The 15,142-nt window shown below is 37.0% G+C and carries 14 protein-coding genes and 1 other annotated feature; all 14 genes read left to right on the forward strand.

All coding sequences use genetic code 11. The features are described 5' to 3' along the window. The first annotated feature begins 157 nt into the window (after positions 1 to 157). The 14 genes from ctsR to rlmB all read left to right on the forward strand — a co-directional run bounded on the left by ctsR (position 158) and on the right by rlmB (position 15,140). Positions 158 to 619 carry a transcriptional regulator CtsR gene (gene ctsR / locus DN410_RS08025; protein WP_001244563.1) on the forward strand — a complete coding sequence of 154 codons (462 nt, stop codon included), beginning with the start codon at positions 158 to 160 and terminating at the stop codon, positions 617 to 619. 169 nt (positions 620 to 788) lie between these two features. Next, a complete protein-coding gene (locus DN410_RS08030) occupies positions 789 to 1,337 on the forward strand; it encodes a protein-arginine kinase activator protein McsA (protein ID WP_149176111.1) in 549 nt (182 codons plus the stop codon). Between the two features lie 4 nt (positions 1,338 to 1,341). Next, positions 1,342 to 2,406: a protein-arginine kinase McsB gene (locus DN410_RS08035; RefSeq protein WP_149176112.1), complete on the forward strand. Its 1,065-nt coding sequence runs from the start codon at positions 1,342 to 1,344 to the stop codon at positions 2,404 to 2,406. Between the two features lie 21 nt (positions 2,407 to 2,427). Then, on the forward strand, positions 2,428 to 4,863 hold the full coding sequence (clpC, locus tag DN410_RS08040; protein WP_149176113.1) for an ATP-dependent protease ATP-binding subunit ClpC: 2,436 nt from the start codon (positions 2,428 to 2,430) through the stop codon (positions 4,861 to 4,863). A gap of 96 nt (positions 4,864 to 4,959) precedes the next feature. Beyond that, positions 4,960 to 6,336, forward strand: coding sequence for a DNA repair protein RadA (radA, locus tag DN410_RS08045; RefSeq protein WP_060629200.1), 1,377 nt, complete (start codon positions 4,960 to 4,962; stop codon positions 6,334 to 6,336). A gap of 3 nt (positions 6,337 to 6,339) precedes the next feature. Next, a complete protein-coding gene (gene disA / locus DN410_RS08050) occupies positions 6,340 to 7,413 on the forward strand; it encodes a DNA integrity scanning diadenylate cyclase DisA (RefSeq protein ID WP_000392167.1) in 1,074 nt (357 codons plus the stop codon). 160 nt (positions 7,414 to 7,573) lie between these two features. Next, the gene (locus tag DN410_RS08055; protein WP_149176114.1) at positions 7,574 to 8,683 is read left to right on the forward strand and encodes a PIN/TRAM domain-containing protein; all 1,110 of its coding nucleotides are present in this window, start codon (positions 7,574 to 7,576) and stop codon (positions 8,681 to 8,683) included. Positions 8,684 to 8,700: 17 nt separating this feature from the next. Then, positions 8,701 to 9,381 (forward strand): 2-C-methyl-D-erythritol 4-phosphate cytidylyltransferase, encoded by a 681-nt coding sequence (gene ispD, locus DN410_RS08060; protein WP_149176115.1) that lies wholly within the window; start codon positions 8,701 to 8,703, stop codon positions 9,379 to 9,381. Between the two features lie 116 nt (positions 9,382 to 9,497). Beyond that, positions 9,498 to 9,974 (forward strand): 2-C-methyl-D-erythritol 2,4-cyclodiphosphate synthase, encoded by a 477-nt coding sequence (ispF, locus tag DN410_RS08065; RefSeq protein ID WP_149176116.1) that lies wholly within the window; start codon positions 9,498 to 9,500, stop codon positions 9,972 to 9,974. An 89-nt stretch (positions 9,975 to 10,063) separates the two neighbouring features. After that, the gene (gene gltX, locus DN410_RS08070; protein WP_149176117.1) at positions 10,064 to 11,521 is read left to right on the forward strand and encodes a glutamate--tRNA ligase; all 1,458 of its coding nucleotides are present in this window, start codon (positions 10,064 to 10,066) and stop codon (positions 11,519 to 11,521) included. A 47-nt stretch (positions 11,522 to 11,568) separates the two neighbouring features. Then, positions 11,569 to 11,799: a binding site (T-box leader), on the forward strand. Between the two features lie 147 nt (positions 11,800 to 11,946). Then, positions 11,947 to 12,612 (forward strand): serine O-acetyltransferase, encoded by a 666-nt coding sequence (gene cysE, locus DN410_RS08075; protein WP_149176118.1) that lies wholly within the window; start codon positions 11,947 to 11,949, stop codon positions 12,610 to 12,612. Next, positions 12,593 to 13,990: a cysteine--tRNA ligase gene (gene cysS, locus DN410_RS08080; protein WP_149176119.1), complete on the forward strand. Its 1,398-nt coding sequence runs from the start codon at positions 12,593 to 12,595 to the stop codon at positions 13,988 to 13,990. Before cysE ends, cysS begins: the two co-directional genes overlap by 20 nt. Before the next feature lie 2 nt (positions 13,991 to 13,992). Further along, on the forward strand, positions 13,993 to 14,400 hold the full coding sequence (locus DN410_RS08085; RefSeq protein WP_000564261.1) for a Mini-ribonuclease 3: 408 nt from the start codon (positions 13,993 to 13,995) through the stop codon (positions 14,398 to 14,400). Continuing rightward, positions 14,397 to 15,140 carry a 23S rRNA (guanosine(2251)-2'-O)-methyltransferase RlmB gene (gene rlmB, locus DN410_RS08090; protein WP_149176120.1) on the forward strand — a complete coding sequence of 248 codons (744 nt, stop codon included), beginning with the start codon at positions 14,397 to 14,399 and terminating at the stop codon, positions 15,138 to 15,140. Before DN410_RS08085 ends, rlmB begins: the two co-directional genes overlap by 4 nt. Positions 15,141 to 15,142 lie beyond the last annotated feature (2 nt).

The following is a 15,142-nucleotide window of genomic DNA, read 5'->3' on the forward strand; positions in this document are numbered from 1 at the left end:
TCATTTGACTCGTGTTTTTTCGTGTTTTCTTTTATAATTTTGATTAAATACAGGGAAATGTGGCTAGGATAGTGAATAAGCAAAAGAGTTGCAAATTTTATTAATACGTATATAATTAAAGTCAAAGATAGTCAAAGTCAATAAAGGTGGCGGATAAATGAGAAATATATCTGATATCATTGAGCAATATCTAAAGCAAGTTATTGACTTAAGCAATAATAATGTGATTGAAATCAAAAGAAATGAGATTGCGGATCGATTCGAGTGCGTACCATCTCAAATCAATTATGTAATCAATACCCGTTTTACGTTAGAAAGAGGATTTGTAGTAGAAAGTAAACGTGGTGGAGGGGGTTACATTCGCATTATAAAAGTCAAACTGCATGATGATATAGACATTATTGATCAAATGCTTCATATGATTGATCATAGCGTTGCACAAGGGAATGCAGAGAGTATGATTATACGTTTGATAGAAGAGGGAATCATAACGAATCGTGAAGCAAAACTTATGTTAAGCGTACTAGATCGTTCTGTGTTATCAATGGATGTCCCTTCTCGAGATGAACTTAGGGCTCGAATATTATGCGCAATGTTAAGAACACTGAAATATAAATAAATACAGCTTTTGTAAAAGAATGATAACTAAGATAAGGCAGTTAAATATTGTAGAGGTTTTGAAAAAGAACATGCACTTTTATCTAACGGATTAAGAAAAGTGAACAATCTAGTAATGTATGAAAAGTACCATGAGATAGATCGTTCCTGTTGTAAAGGTGGGGATAGTGATGACTTGTCAAAACTGTAATATAAGACCAGCAACTTTACATTATACAAAAGTAGTCAACGAAAAGAAGGCGGAAGTTCATCTTTGTGAGCAATGTGCAGAACAAAGTGGCTATACGTCTTTCTTTCAATCATCGCAGTCTAACTTTTCATTCCATGATTTATTTGCTGGATTATTACACGGTGAATCAACAATGTTTGAAGAAGGAAAAAATGAACTTTCAAATGCAAATATAGTAAGATGTCCAGATTGTAAAATGACATATGAGCAATTTACAAAAGTAGGACGCTTTGGGTGTGCTTCCTGTTACGATACATTTAAGGGACATTTACAGCCATTGTTAAAGCGTCTTCACGGGGGGCATACAGATCATTGTGGAAAAATTCCGGAACGTATAGAAGGAAATATCCACTTAAAGAAAGAATTAGATGAACTAAAACTCATTCTGAAACAATACGTACAGAATGAGGAATTTGAGAAAGCTGCTGAGGTAAGGGATCAAATCCGAAGTCTTGAAAATCAGCTTAGTGAGCATAGAGAGGGGGAATAGTTCTATGTCACTGGACAAAATTATGAATGAAGCGATTAGTCCATGGATGAAGGGGGATGGCCCTGATTCTGATATTGTTTTAAGTAGTCGAATTCGTTTGGCTCGTAATTTTAAAAAATATCAATTCTCTACTATGCAAAGCGAAGAAGAAGCTAAACAAATTCATGAATTATTTAAAAAGGAATTTATAAATAAAGCGGTAGAACCTTTTGGAGAGTTTGAGCTATTAAAAATGAATGAATTAACCCCTCTTCAAAGGAGAGTATTAGTTGAAAAACATTTAATTAGTCCCAACCTTGCAGGAACAGAATATGGAGCATGCCTATTATCAGAAAGTGAACATATTAGTGTTATGCTTAATGAAGAAGACCATATTAGAATTCAGTGCTTGTTTTCAGGATTGCAATTATCAGAGGCTCTTCAAAGTGCTAATCAAATAGACAATTGGATTGAGGAAAAGGTTGAATATGCTTTTGATGAATCACTTGGATATATTACGAGTTGCCCTACTAACGTTGGTACAGGATTAAGAGCTTCTGTAATGATTCATTTACCAGGACTAGTCTTAACGAAAAGAATTAGCCGTATTATACAAGTAATTCAAAAATTAGGGTTAGTAGTAAGAGGAATATACGGTGAGGGTAGCGAAGCGTTAGGTAATATATTTCAAGTGTCAAATCAAATGACGCTAGGGAAATCCGAGGAAGATATTATTGCGGATTTAAAGAGTGTCATTCAACAAATCATACAGCAGGAAAAAATGGCTAGAGAATTAATTGTACAAAATTCAAGTATTGAACTTGAAGATAAGGTTTTTCGCTCTTATGGCATACTGGCAAATAGTCGTTTAATTCAATCTGCGGAAGCAGCCACTTGCTTATCAGATGTACGACTTGGTATTGATCTAGGATATATAAAAGGGATATCGAGAAATATTTTGACTGAGCTAATGGTTCTTACGCAACCAGGCATTTTACAACAATATGCAGGAGGACCTTTAGGACCAGAAGAAAGAGATTATCGAAGAGCAACCTTAATCCGTGAGCGATTACGTATTGAAAAAAACTAAGTGCAAGTAGGAGGGATTTCTATGATGTTTGGAAGATTTACAGAAAGAGCACAAAAAGTATTAGCTTTATCTCAAGAGGAAGCGATTCGCATTGGGCATAATAATATTGGAACAGAACATATTTTACTTGGGCTTGTACGCGAAGGTGAAGGAATTGCAGCAAAAGCGTTAATTGCTCTTGGATTAAGTCCAGAGAAAGTCCAAAAAGAGGTAGAAGCGCTAATTGGACGCGGAACAGAAGCTTCTCAAACTGTACATTATACACCGCGTGCTAAAAAGGTTATTGAGTTATCTATGGATGAAGCTCGTAAATTAGGTCATTCTTACGTTGGAACAGAACATATTTTACTTGGTTTAATCCGTGAAGGTGAAGGAGTAGCAGCACGTGTCTTAAATAACTTAGGTGTTAGCCTAAACAAGGCAAGACAACAAGTATTGCAACTTCTTGGAAGTAATGAAGCAAGTTCAGGTCACCAAGGTGGTTCTTCAACAAATGCAAATACACCAACACTTGATAGCTTAGCACGTGATTTAACAGTTGTTGCACGTGAAAATCGTTTGGATCCTGTTATTGGCCGTGGTAAAGAAATTCAACGTGTAATTGAAGTGTTAAGCCGTAGAACAAAAAACAATCCTGTATTAATCGGGGAGCCTGGTGTAGGTAAAACGGCAATTGCAGAAGGATTAGCACAACAAATCGTAAATAATGAAGTTCCTGAAACTTTAAGAGATAAGCGTGTTATGACACTAGATATGGGTACAGTGGTAGCTGGAACGAAATATCGTGGTGAATTTGAAGATCGTTTGAAGAAAGTAATGGATGAAATCCGCCAAGCAGGAAATATCATTCTATTTATTGATGAACTTCATACATTAATTGGTGCAGGTGGAGCAGAAGGTGCTATTGACGCATCAAATATTTTAAAACCATCTTTAGCTCGTGGGGAATTACAATGTATTGGGGCGACAACGTTAGATGAATATCGCAAATATATTGAAAAAGACGCAGCTTTAGAGAGACGTTTCCAACCAATTCACGTTGATGAGCCAAGTTTAGACGAATCAACTCAAATTTTGAAAGGTTTACGCGATCGTTATGAGGCACATCACCGCGTATCTATTACAGATGATGCAATTGATGCAGCTGTAAAGCTTTCAGATCGTTATATTACAGATCGTTTCTTACCAGATAAAGCAATTGATTTAATTGATGAAGCTGCTTCAAAGGTTCGCTTACGCTCTTATACAACACCACCAAATCTAAAAGAGCTTGAAGTGAAGCTTGAGGAAATTAGAAAAGAAAAAGATGCAGCTGTACAAAGTCAAGAGTTTGAAAAAGCTGCTTCCTTACGTGATATGGAACAACGCTTACGCGAGAAGTTAGAAGATACGAAGCGTCAATGGAAAGAGCAACAAGGAAAAGAAAACTCAGAAGTGACAGTAGAAGATATTGCAAATGTCGTTTCTACGTGGACACGTATCCCGGTTTCTAAACTTGCACAAACAGAGACTGATAAATTATTAAACTTAGAATCCATCCTTCACGATCGTGTTATTGGTCAAGATGAAGCGGTAGTAGCTGTAGCGAAAGCTGTTCGCCGTGCTAGAGCAGGATTGAAAGATCCGAAACGTCCGATTGGTTCATTTATTTTCTTAGGACCAACAGGTGTAGGTAAAACGGAGCTAGCAAGAGCATTAGCAGAATCTATGTTCGGTGATGAGGATGCAATGATTCGAATCGATATGTCTGAGTACATGGAGAAGCATTCTACTTCTCGTTTAGTTGGATCTCCTCCAGGATATGTTGGATATGAAGAAGGTGGACAATTAACAGAAAAAGTTCGCCGTAAGCCATATTCAGTTGTCTTATTAGATGAAGTAGAGAAAGCTCATCCTGATGTGTTTAACATTTTACTACAAGTATTAGAAGATGGTCGCTTAACAGATTCTAAAGGGCGTACAGTTGATTTCCGTAATACAATTGTTATTATGACATCTAACGTTGGTGCAGAGGCGTTAAAACGTAATAAACATCTTGGATTTAACGTACAAGATGAGAGCCGCGATTATTCAGATATGAAAGGCAAAGTAATGGATGAACTAAAAAAGGCATTTCGTCCAGAATTCTTAAACCGTATTGATGAAATTATCGTGTTCCATATGCTTGAGAAAAAACATATTCAAGAGATCGTAACACTTATGGTAAATCAGTTAGTAAATCGCTTAAAAGAGCAAGAAATTGAATTGCATTTAACAGAAGGAGCGATTTCGGCTATTGCTGATAAAGGATTTGACCGAGAGTATGGTGCTCGTCCACTTCGTAGAGCAATTCAGAAGCACGTAGAAGACAGACTATCGGAAGAACTTTTAAAAGGTGCTATTGAGAAAGGACAAAAAGTTATCTTTGATGTAGAAGGGGAAACATTTGTCATTCATAGTGCCGAAAAGGTAAAATAAGTATAGACAAACTAAGAGGGCTACGAGATAGCCCTCTTTCTTGTACGAGAAGGATAAAATGTTTATAGATGAAAGTGAAGTGAACTATAAAACGATATGGCTAAAAAGAAAACAAAATTCACATGTCAAGAGTGTGGTTATCAGTCACCAAAATATATGGGTAAATGCCCTGGATGTGGTCAATGGAATACACTTGTTGAAGAAATGGAACCGGTTGTATCATCCAGACGCCTTAATTATGCAAATGCAATTCAAACAGAAGTAACAAAACCAAGACGTCTTACAGAGGTAGAAACAAAGTCTGAGGCGCGTATTGAAACAAAATTTCAAGAATTTAACCGTGTACTTGGTGGTGGAATCGTAGATGGATCTTTAGTACTTATCGGCGGGGACCCTGGGATTGGAAAATCCACGTTATTATTACAGATTTCATCGCAATTAGCAGATTCTTCATATGATGTACTCTACATATCGGGTGAGGAGTCAGCAAAGCAGATAAAACTTCGTGCAGATCGTTTGGATGTAAAGGGTAGTAATTTATTTGTTGTAGCAGAGACGGATTTGCAGCGAATTGCAACACACATTGAAGAGATGAATCCGGCCTTTGTTGTTATTGATTCCATTCAAACGATACATTTACCAGAGGTGACATCGGCGCCAGGAAGTGTGGCACAAGTACGTGAATGTACAGCAGAATTAATGAAACTTGCAAAAACGAAAGGAATCCCTATTTTTATCGTCGGACACGTGACAAAAGAAGGTGCAATTGCAGGACCACGTATGTTAGAACATATGGTCGATGCAGTTCTTTACTTTGAAGGAGACCGTCATCATACATATCGTATTTTACGAGCTGTGAAGAATCGTTTTGGTTCTACAAATGAAATGGGTATTTTTGAAATGAAAGAACTTGGTCTTGCGGAGGTCTTAAACCCTTCAGAAATTTTCCTTGAGGAAAGACCGGTTGGGGTCGCAGGATCAACAGTGGTTGCCTCAATGGAAGGAACAAGACCGGTTTTAGTAGAAATACAAGCGTTAATCTCCCCTACTAGTTTTGGAAATCCTCGAAGAATGGCGACGGGAATTGACCATAACCGTGTATCCCTTATTATGGCAGTGTTAGAAAAAAGAACAGGTTTATTATTGCAAAATCAAGATGCGTATTTAAAAGTAGCAGGTGGTTTGAAATTAGATGAACCAGCAATTGATTTAGCTGTAGCTTTAAGTATAGCTTCAAGTTTTAGAGATAAATCTACGGCACCAACTGATGCAGTAATAGGAGAAGTAGGATTAACTGGAGAAATAAGAAGAGTATCAAGAATTGAACAACGTGTACAAGAAGCAGCTAAATTAGGATTCCAACGAGCTATTATTCCTAGAAAAAATTTGGGAGGGTGGACAATTCCGGATGGGATTGAGGTAGTAGGTGTATCTAATTTAGGAGAAGCGCTTCGTTTGACATTAGGAGGCTAGGCTATGGAAGAAAATAAGCAACGTGTCAAAAGTATGATTAATATTTTACAGCTCGTGGCCCCAGGAACACCACTGCGCGAAGGGATAGATAATGTACTTCGTGCACAAACGGGGGGATTAATTGTTCTTGGATATAATGAGCAGATTAAAAGCATTGTTGATGGAGGTTTTCATATTAATTGTGCATTCTCTCCTGCTAGTTTATACGAATTAGCAAAAATGGATGGAGCACTTATTTTAAATGAAACTGGAAGCAAAATTTTAATTGCGAATGCACAACTAGTTCCAGAGTCATCTATTGATTCTATTGAAACAGGTATGCGTCACCGAACGGCAGAGCGTGTAGCAAAACAGACGGGTAGCCTTGTTGTGGCTATTTCACAAAGACGTAACGTAATTACGCTATATCAAGGGAATTTACGTTATACACTAAAGGATATAGGTGTTATTTTAACGAAGGCAAATCAAGCTATTCAAACGTTAGAAAAATATAAGGCTGTATGGAATGATGGGATTACGAATTTGGGCATTCTAGAATTTGAAGAGGTTGTTACAATGTCCGAAGTGGTTCATGTTTTACATAGTGTTGAAATGGTGTTGCGTATTAAAAATGAAATATTGAGCTATATTCATGAGCTAGGAACAGAGGGCAGGTTAATTCGTTTACAACTTACAGAATTACTAGCCGATTTAGAGGCAGAGGCAGCGTTATTAATTAAAGATTATTATCAAGAAAAAACACAAGATCATCATCAAATTTTGAAAAAGTTACAAGATCTTGCGAATACACAACTTCTAGAGGATAGCGATTTAGTTAAATTGCTTGGCTACCCAGGACAAACGAGTTTAGAAGAAAGTGTAACACCGAGAGGATACCGAATCACAAGTAAAATTTCGCGTGTTCCGCCACTTATCATTGAAAATTTAATTAACCGATTTAAAACGCTGCAAGGTGTTTGTCGTGCAACTATTAATGAATTGGATGATGTGGAAGGAATTGGAGAAGTCAGGGCGAAGAAAATACGAGAAGGCCTAAAAAGAATTCAAGAGCATCTCTATATGAGTAGACACAATTAAGAATATTACATTGATTCCATAATATAACGACACTAGAGCATTTTTGGTATATGATATGGTATATTGGTAAATAAAACTATTTATAAAAAAACACGTCCGCTTTTGCATTCGGCGTTTTGATTAGCGAAACAATGGTTAATAATGAGTAGGAGGTGGTTGGATGTTAAAACGGATCGTACAGCTCTTCTTTCTAGTAATTGGGGGAGCGTTAGGGATTTACTTAATCCCAAAAGTTATTAACGTATTAGACATCGGTGCTGTTCCTTTATTGGAAGGATCGTATGTTCGAGCAATTATTGGTGCAATTATTTTATTTTTAACAACATTTTGGCTTGTAGATTATATCGTTCAACTTATTAAGCATATTGAAGAGGCTCTTGTAAAGGCGCCTGTAGCGGATGTTTTATTTGGTACATTAGGATTAATCTCTGGTCTTATTGTTGCATATTTAATTTTAATACCAATTCGTGAATTTACAATTCCAGTTATTAGTACAGTGTTGCAAGTGTTCTTTACTCTTTTACTTGGATATTTAGGATTCCAAGTAGGGTTTAAAAAAAGGAATGAATTGCTAGGATTATTTACATTACCACAACGTGGGAAGAAGAAAAATAATAATAGTGAGCATGAAGAAACTGAAACTGAGGTAGAAGAATCTACAGCTCATTGGAAAATTCTCGATACGAGTGTAATTATCGATGGACGTATTGCTGATATTTGCCAAACAAAGTTTTTAGAAGGAACAATTGTGATTCCACAATTCGTGTTAGAAGAACTTCAGCACATTGCCGATTCTTCTGATGCTTTAAAGCGTAATCGTGGCCGTAGAGGGTTAGACATTTTAAATCGTATTCAAAAAGAGATGCCGATTCCGGTAGAAATTTATGAAGGCGATTTCGATGATATTCAAGAAGTGGATAGCAAGCTTGTAAAGTTGGCGAAAATCACTGGTGGAACGGTAGTAACGAATGATTTTAACTTAAATAAAGTCTCTGAATTACAAGGGGTAACGGTGTTAAACATTAACGATTTAGCTAATGCGATTAAACCTGTTGTACTCCCAGGTGAAGAACTAAGTGTTTATGTTGTAAAAGATGGAAAAGAACAAAATCAAGGTGTTGCATATTTAGATGATGGCACGATGATTGTAGTAGAAGATGGTAGAGAATTTGTAGGTTCACAGCTAGATGTACTTGTTACTAGTGTGTTACAAACATCGGCTGGGCGTATGATTTTCGCTAAACGTAAATTATTAGAAAAAGCATTATAAGTAGAGGATTATTAATTATGTATACATTAATTATTCCAGCAGCTGGTCAAGGAAAGCGGATGGGTGCCGGCAAAAACAAGTTGTTCTTACTTATAAATGAAGTGCCAATTATTGTGCATACATTACGTGCTTTTGAAAAAGATAAGGCGTGTAAAAGTATTGTTATGGCAATTAATGAAGAAGAACGCTCGTATTTTGAAGAGCTAATGCAGAAGTATCCGATTGAAAAGCCAGTACAATTTATTCAGGGTGGAGCAGAAAGACAAGATAGTGTATATAACGCGATTCAGCATACAAGTGGTGTTGAGTATGTTCTTGTGCATGACGGTGCGCGCCCGTTCGTAACGAACAAAGTGATCCAAGATGTATTAACTGCAACAGAAAAATATGGAGCTTCCATTTGTGCGGTGTCAGTGAAAGATACCGTTAAGAAGGTAGAGCAGGGTGTTGTTGTCGAAACGGTAGAAAGATCTCAACTTAAAGCTGTACAAACACCACAAGGATTTTCTGTTCCCCTTTTGCTAGAAGCTCATAGAAGCGCAAAACAGAGTTGTTATCTTGGTACAGATGATGCAAGTCTTGTAGAGCGTATTGGGAAGCCGGTAGGTGTAGTAGAGGGGAGTTACTATAATATTAAAGTGACGACTCCAGAGGATTTACTAATTGCTGAAAGTTTCCTTCATGCTCAGAAGAAATAGCCGTGATGGTATGATAACAAAGAAAAGCTCGGCAAAAGCCGGGCTTTTCTTTATAAGGATAGCGATATAATATAGAGTCATAAAGCTCAGTAGTTTAGCTTGAGGAGGATGTAGAAATGTTTCGAATTGGACAAGGTTTTGATGTACATGAATTTGCGGAAGGAAGACCGTTAATTATTGGTGGAATTACAATTCCTTACGAAAAAGGATTAATTGGTCATTCGGATGCGGATGTATTATTACATACGATTGCGGACGCATGTTTAGGTGCGATTGCAGCAGGCGATATTGGAAAGCATTTTCCTGATACAGACCCAGCGTTTAAGGATGCTGATTCAGCTGTATTGTTGCAAAAGGTTTGGGAATTTGTAAGTGAACAAGGTTATGAATTAGGGAATCTAGATTGTACGATTATTGCTCAAAGACCAAAAATGGCACCACATATTGAAAGTATGCGTAAACGCATTAGTGAACTATTAGAAACGTCTATTGATAATATCAATGTAAAGGCAACAACAACAGAAAAGTTAGGATTTACAGGTAGGGAAGAAGGAATTGCTTCTCAAGCAGTTGTTTTATTACAGAAAAAATAATGGTTTTTAATTCGTAAGATGGATAATCACATTTTTTTGGTGTACAATTATAGAATGTGTTGACATTAAGAATGGAAGGTGTACCAATTATGGAAAAGCAAGTGAGAGTGCGCTATGCGCCAAGTCCAACAGGACACTTACATATCGGAAATGCGCGTACGGCATTATTTAATTATTTATTTGCTCGTCATCAAGATGGTAAGTTTATTATTCGTATTGAAGATACTGATGTAAAACGTAATGTTGCTGGTGGAGAAGAAAGCCAATTAAAATACTTGAAATGGCTCGGTATGGACTGGGATGAAGGTGTTGATGTTGGTGGTGAATTTGGACCATACCGTCAAACAGAGCGTTTAGACATTTATAAAAAATTATATGAAGATTTATTAGAGCGTGGTTTAGCTTACAAATGTTATATGACAGAAGAAGAGCTAGAAGCAGAACGTGAAGGGCAAATCGCTCGTGGTGAAACACCTCGTTACGCAGGTAACCACCGTGATTTAACTGAAGCGCAAGTGAAAGAATTTGAAGCTGAGGGACGTATTCCAAGTATTCGTTTCCGTGTACCGGCTGACCGTGATTACACATTTAAAGATATTGTAAAAGATGATGTTGCATTCCATTCAAATGATTTCGGTGATTTCGTTATCGTGAAAAAAGATGGGATTCCAACTTATAACTTTGCAGTAGCAGTAGATGATCACTTAATGGAGATTACACATGTACTTCGTGGTGATGACCATATTTCAAATACGCCAAAACAAATGATGATTTATGAAGCTTTCGGTTGGGATATCCCGCAATTTGGTCATATGACTTTAATTGTAAATGAAAGCCGTAAAAAGTTAAGTAAGCGTGATGAATCTATTATTCAATTTATTGAGCAATATAAAGAGCTTGGATATCTTCCAGAAGCAATCTTTAACTTTATTGCATTACTAGGTTGGTCGCCAGTAGGAGAAGAAGAAATCTTCTCTCAAGATGAGTTTATCAAAATGTTTGATGCAGCACGTTTATCAAAATCACCTGCATTATTTGATTCTCAAAAATTAAAATGGATGAACAACCAATATATGAAAAAACAAGATTTAGATACGGTTGTTGAACTAAGCTTACCGCATTTAGTGAAAGCGGATCGCGTAGGTGAAAACTTAAGTGAGCAGGAACAAGCTTGGGTTCGTGATGTAATTGCTTTATATCATGACCAAATGAGCTTTGGAGCTGAAATTGTAGAGCTTTCTGAAATGTTCTTTAAAGATCATGTTGATTATGAAGAAGAAGGACAAGAAGTATTAAATGGTGAGCAAGTACCAGAAGTACTTCGTGCATTTGCGGGTCAAATAGAAGCTCTAGAAGCGATGGAACCAGCAGCAGTTAAGGCGGCTATTAAAGCGGTTCAAAAGGAAACAGGACATAAAGGTAAAAACTTATTTATGCCAATCCGTGTTGCGACTACTGGACAAACACATGGTCCAGAACTGCCTAATGCGATTGCTCTTCTTGGAAAAGAAAAAGTTTTAAATCGTATTCAAAAAGTAATTGGTTAACATTTTCTAGGTTTAGAAATATAATAAGTATACTTAAAACCTAATAAGGAAAAGCGACGAGAAGGAGAAGTAGAAAATTAGGCTTTTTACAGAGAGAACCACCTTTAGGCTGGGAGTGGTTTATAAGCGGATTTTTGAAATGCCCCTTCGAGTCTTCTGTTGAACAGCGAAGTATTTCGCCAAAGTAAACAGAAGCGGTGTAAACCGTTATCATGGAAGAGTTTGAGGCTTTCTTTAGCCTAAACAGAGTGGAACCGCGCTTATAAGGCGTCTCTGTCAATATGACAGAGGCGTCTTTTTTTATACCATATAAATGGGTATGAGTATAAAATTTATCTCCTCGTATAGAGATTTAGGGGGTAAGTGGGGAGTTAAAGGAAGTTAGTTCGCTCGAAAAAGCAGCCCATAAAGGGGAGGGAACATCAATGTTTAAGAGGCTTCGAGAAGATATTGAAGTCGTTTTTGAACAGGATCCAGCGGCACGAAGTTATTTCGAAGTTATTTTGACTTACTCTGGATTACATGCAGTTTGGGCTCATCGAATTGCAAATGCTTTTTATAAAAAGCATTTCTTCTTCATTGCACGTTGGATCTCGCAAGTTAGTCGTTTCTTTACTGGCATCGAGATTCATCCAGGGGCAACTATTGGTCGTCGTTTTTTCATCGACCATGGAATGGGGGTTGTAATTGGAGAAACGTGTGAAATTGGTGATAATGTAACAATTTATCAAGGTGTTACATTAGGTGGTACAGGTAAAGAAAAGGGAAAGAGGCACCCTACGATTCAAGATAATGTGTTAATTGCAACAGGTGCTAAAGTACTAGGTTCTATTACAGTTGGAGAGAATTCTAAAATTGGAGCAGGATCTGTCGTATTAAAAGAAGTTCCTGCACATTCTACAGTTGTAGGTATACCTGGCCGAGTCGTTATTCAAAATGGAGTGAAGATTGGTCAAGAATTAAATCATTCTGATCTTCCAGACCCGATTTTTGATAAATTAAAAATTATGGAAGCAGAGCTTGATAAATTGAAAAAACAACTTGAAGTAAAGGTAGAAAGGAAGGATAAAAATGACTATTCACATTTATAATACGTTAACACGTCAAAAGGAAGAGTTTATTCCATTAGAAGAAAATAAGGTAAAGATGTATGTCTGCGGACCAACAGTATATAACTACATTCACATTGGGAATGCAAGACCACCTATGGTATTTGATACAGTACGTCGTTATTTAGAATATAAAGGGTATGATGTGCAGTATGTATCTAACTTTACTGACGTAGATGATAAATTAATTAAAGCGGCAAATGAATTAGGCGAAGATGTGCCAACAATTGCAGATCGCTTTGTAGAAGCTTACTTTGAAGATGTAACAGCGCTAGGTTGCAAACATGCAACGGTTCATCCACGTGTAACGGAAAATATGGATATCATTATTGAATTTATTCAAGAACTTGTGAATAAAGGATATGCATATGAATCAGAAGGTGATGTGTACTTTAGAACGAAGGAATTCGAAGGGTACGGTAAATTATCGCATCAACCAATTGCAGACTTACGTCACGGTGCGCGTATTGAAGTAGGAGAAAAGAAACAAGATCCTCTTGATTTTGCTTTATGGAAAGCTGCGAAAGAAGGAGAAATCTTCTGGGAAAGCCCTTGGGGGAAAGGACGTCCAGGATGGCATATTGAATGCTCGGCGATGGCACGTAAATACTTAGGAGATACAATTGATATTCATGCTGGTGGTCAAGATTTAGCATTTCCTCATCATGAAAATGAAATTGCGCAGTCAGAGGCATTAACGGGAAAAACATTTGCACGTTACTGGATGCATAATGGATATATTAATATTAATAATGAGAAGATGTCTAAGTCGCTTGGAAACTTCATTTTAGTTCACGATATTATTAAGCAATATGACCCACAGTTAATTAGGTTCTTTATGTTGTCAGTGCATTACCGTCATCCAATTAACTTTAGTGAAGAGTTATTACAAAGCACAAATAACGGGCTAGAAAGAATTAAAACAGCTTACGGTAACTTGAAGCATCGTATGGAAAGTAGCACAGATTTAACAGAGCATAATGAGAAATGGTTAGCTGAAATGGAAAAGTTCCAGGCTGCATTCGAAGAAGCGATGGATGATGATTTCAACACGGCTAATGCGATTACTGAATTATATAATGTAGCAAATCACGCGAATCAATATTTACTGGAAGAACATACTTCTAAAGTTGTGATTGAGGCATATGTAAAACAACTTGAAACATTATTTGATATTTTAGGATTAGAATTAGCAAAAGAAGAATTGCTTGATGAAGAAATCGAGGCACTTATCCAAAAGCGTATTGAAGCTCGTAAAAATCGTGATTTTGCATTATCAGATCAAATTCGCGATGATTTAAAAGAACGTAATATTATTTTAGAAGATACCGCTCAAGGTACAAGATGGAAAAGAGGATAAGAATGATTGATGCAAAGCAATTAAACAGCTTAGCGTTAGCATATATGGGTGATGCGGTATATGAACAATATATCCGCTATCACCTCCTTCAAAAAGGAAAAGTCCGCCCTAATCAATTACATCGATTAGGGACGAGCTTTGTTTCGGCAAAAGCACAGGCGAAAGTTGTTTATCATTTATTAGAGACCGCATTTTTGACAGAGGAAGAAGAGGCAGTACTAAGAAGAGGGCGTAATGCAAATTCCGGCACTGTTCCAAAGAATACGGATGTACAAACATATCGACATAGTACAGCCTTTGAAGCCCTAATTGGTTATCATCACTTGTTAAATAATCGTGAAAGATTAGATGAAATTGTATATAAAGCAATTGCTGTTTTAGAAGAAAAGGAAGGGGGCACATCATCATGAGTAGTGAATATATTATCGGACGTAACCCTGTAATTGAGGCGTTACGATCAGGGAGAGATATTAATAAAATTTGGATCGCAGAAGGTGCTGCCAAAGGCCAGGTACAAATTGTACTGGCATTAGCGAAAGAGAATAAGATTATTTTACAACATGCACCAAAGAAGAAGTTAGATCAATTAGTCGAGGGTAATCATCAAGGTGTAATTGCCCAAGTAGCTGCATATCAATATGCTGAGTTAGAAGATTTATTTAAGGTAGCAGAAAAGCGTAATGAAGATCCATTCTTCTTAATCTTAGATGAAATTGAAGATCCACATAACCTAGGTTCTATTATGCGTACGGCTGATGCAACAGGAGCTCATGGGATTATTATTCCAAAAAGAAGAGCTGTAGGACTTACTGCATCAGTTGCGAAAGCGTCGACTGGGGCAATTGAGTACATTCCTGTTGCGCGTGTGACAAATTTATCTCGTACAATTGATGAATTAAAAGAACGTGGACTTTGGATTGCTGGTACAGATGCCAAAGGGAAAACGGATTATCGTAATTTAGATGGGAATATGCCAATCGGATTAGTAATTGGAAGTGAAGGAAAAGGTATGAGTCGTATTATTGGTGAAAAGTGTGATTTCCTGATCACTTTACCAATGGTTGGAAAAGTTACATCCTTAAATGCTTCAGTAGCCGCAAGTCTGTTAATGTATGAGGTATATCGTAAACGTCACGAAGTTGGTAAATAAAA

This window comes from Bacillus sp. SH5-2 (genome assembly GCF_008368905.1).
Taxonomy (GTDB): Bacteria; Bacillota; Bacilli; order Bacillales; family Bacillaceae_G; genus Bacillus_A; species Bacillus_A luti.

Excerpts from the sequence above, each read along its gene's own strand:
- ctsR (WP_001244563.1), top strand. The coding sequence starts at position 158 with ATGAGAAATATATCTGATATCATTGAGCAATATCTAAAGCAAGTTATT.
- DN410_RS08030 (WP_149176111.1), top strand. The coding sequence starts at position 789 with ATGACTTGTCAAAACTGTAATATAAGACCAGCAACTTTACATTATACA.
- DN410_RS08035 (WP_149176112.1), top strand. The coding sequence starts at position 1,342 with ATGTCACTGGACAAAATTATGAATGAAGCGATTAGTCCATGGATGAAG.
- clpC (WP_149176113.1), top strand. The coding sequence starts at position 2,428 with ATGATGTTTGGAAGATTTACAGAAAGAGCACAAAAAGTATTAGCTTTA.
- radA (WP_060629200.1), top strand. The coding sequence starts at position 4,960 with ATGGCTAAAAAGAAAACAAAATTCACATGTCAAGAGTGTGGTTATCAG.
- disA (WP_000392167.1), top strand. The coding sequence starts at position 6,340 with ATGGAAGAAAATAAGCAACGTGTCAAAAGTATGATTAATATTTTACAG.
- DN410_RS08055 (WP_149176114.1), top strand. The coding sequence starts at position 7,574 with ATGTTAAAACGGATCGTACAGCTCTTCTTTCTAGTAATTGGGGGAGCG.
- ispD (WP_149176115.1), top strand. The coding sequence starts at position 8,701 with ATGTATACATTAATTATTCCAGCAGCTGGTCAAGGAAAGCGGATGGGT.
- ispF (WP_149176116.1), top strand. The coding sequence starts at position 9,498 with ATGTTTCGAATTGGACAAGGTTTTGATGTACATGAATTTGCGGAAGGA.
- gltX (WP_149176117.1), top strand. The coding sequence starts at position 10,064 with ATGGAAAAGCAAGTGAGAGTGCGCTATGCGCCAAGTCCAACAGGACAC.
- cysE (WP_149176118.1), top strand. The coding sequence starts at position 11,947 with ATGTTTAAGAGGCTTCGAGAAGATATTGAAGTCGTTTTTGAACAGGAT.
- cysS (WP_149176119.1), top strand. The coding sequence starts at position 12,593 with ATGACTATTCACATTTATAATACGTTAACACGTCAAAAGGAAGAGTTT.
- DN410_RS08085 (WP_000564261.1), top strand. The coding sequence starts at position 13,993 with ATGATTGATGCAAAGCAATTAAACAGCTTAGCGTTAGCATATATGGGT.
- rlmB (WP_149176120.1), top strand. The coding sequence starts at position 14,397 with ATGAGTAGTGAATATATTATCGGACGTAACCCTGTAATTGAGGCGTTA.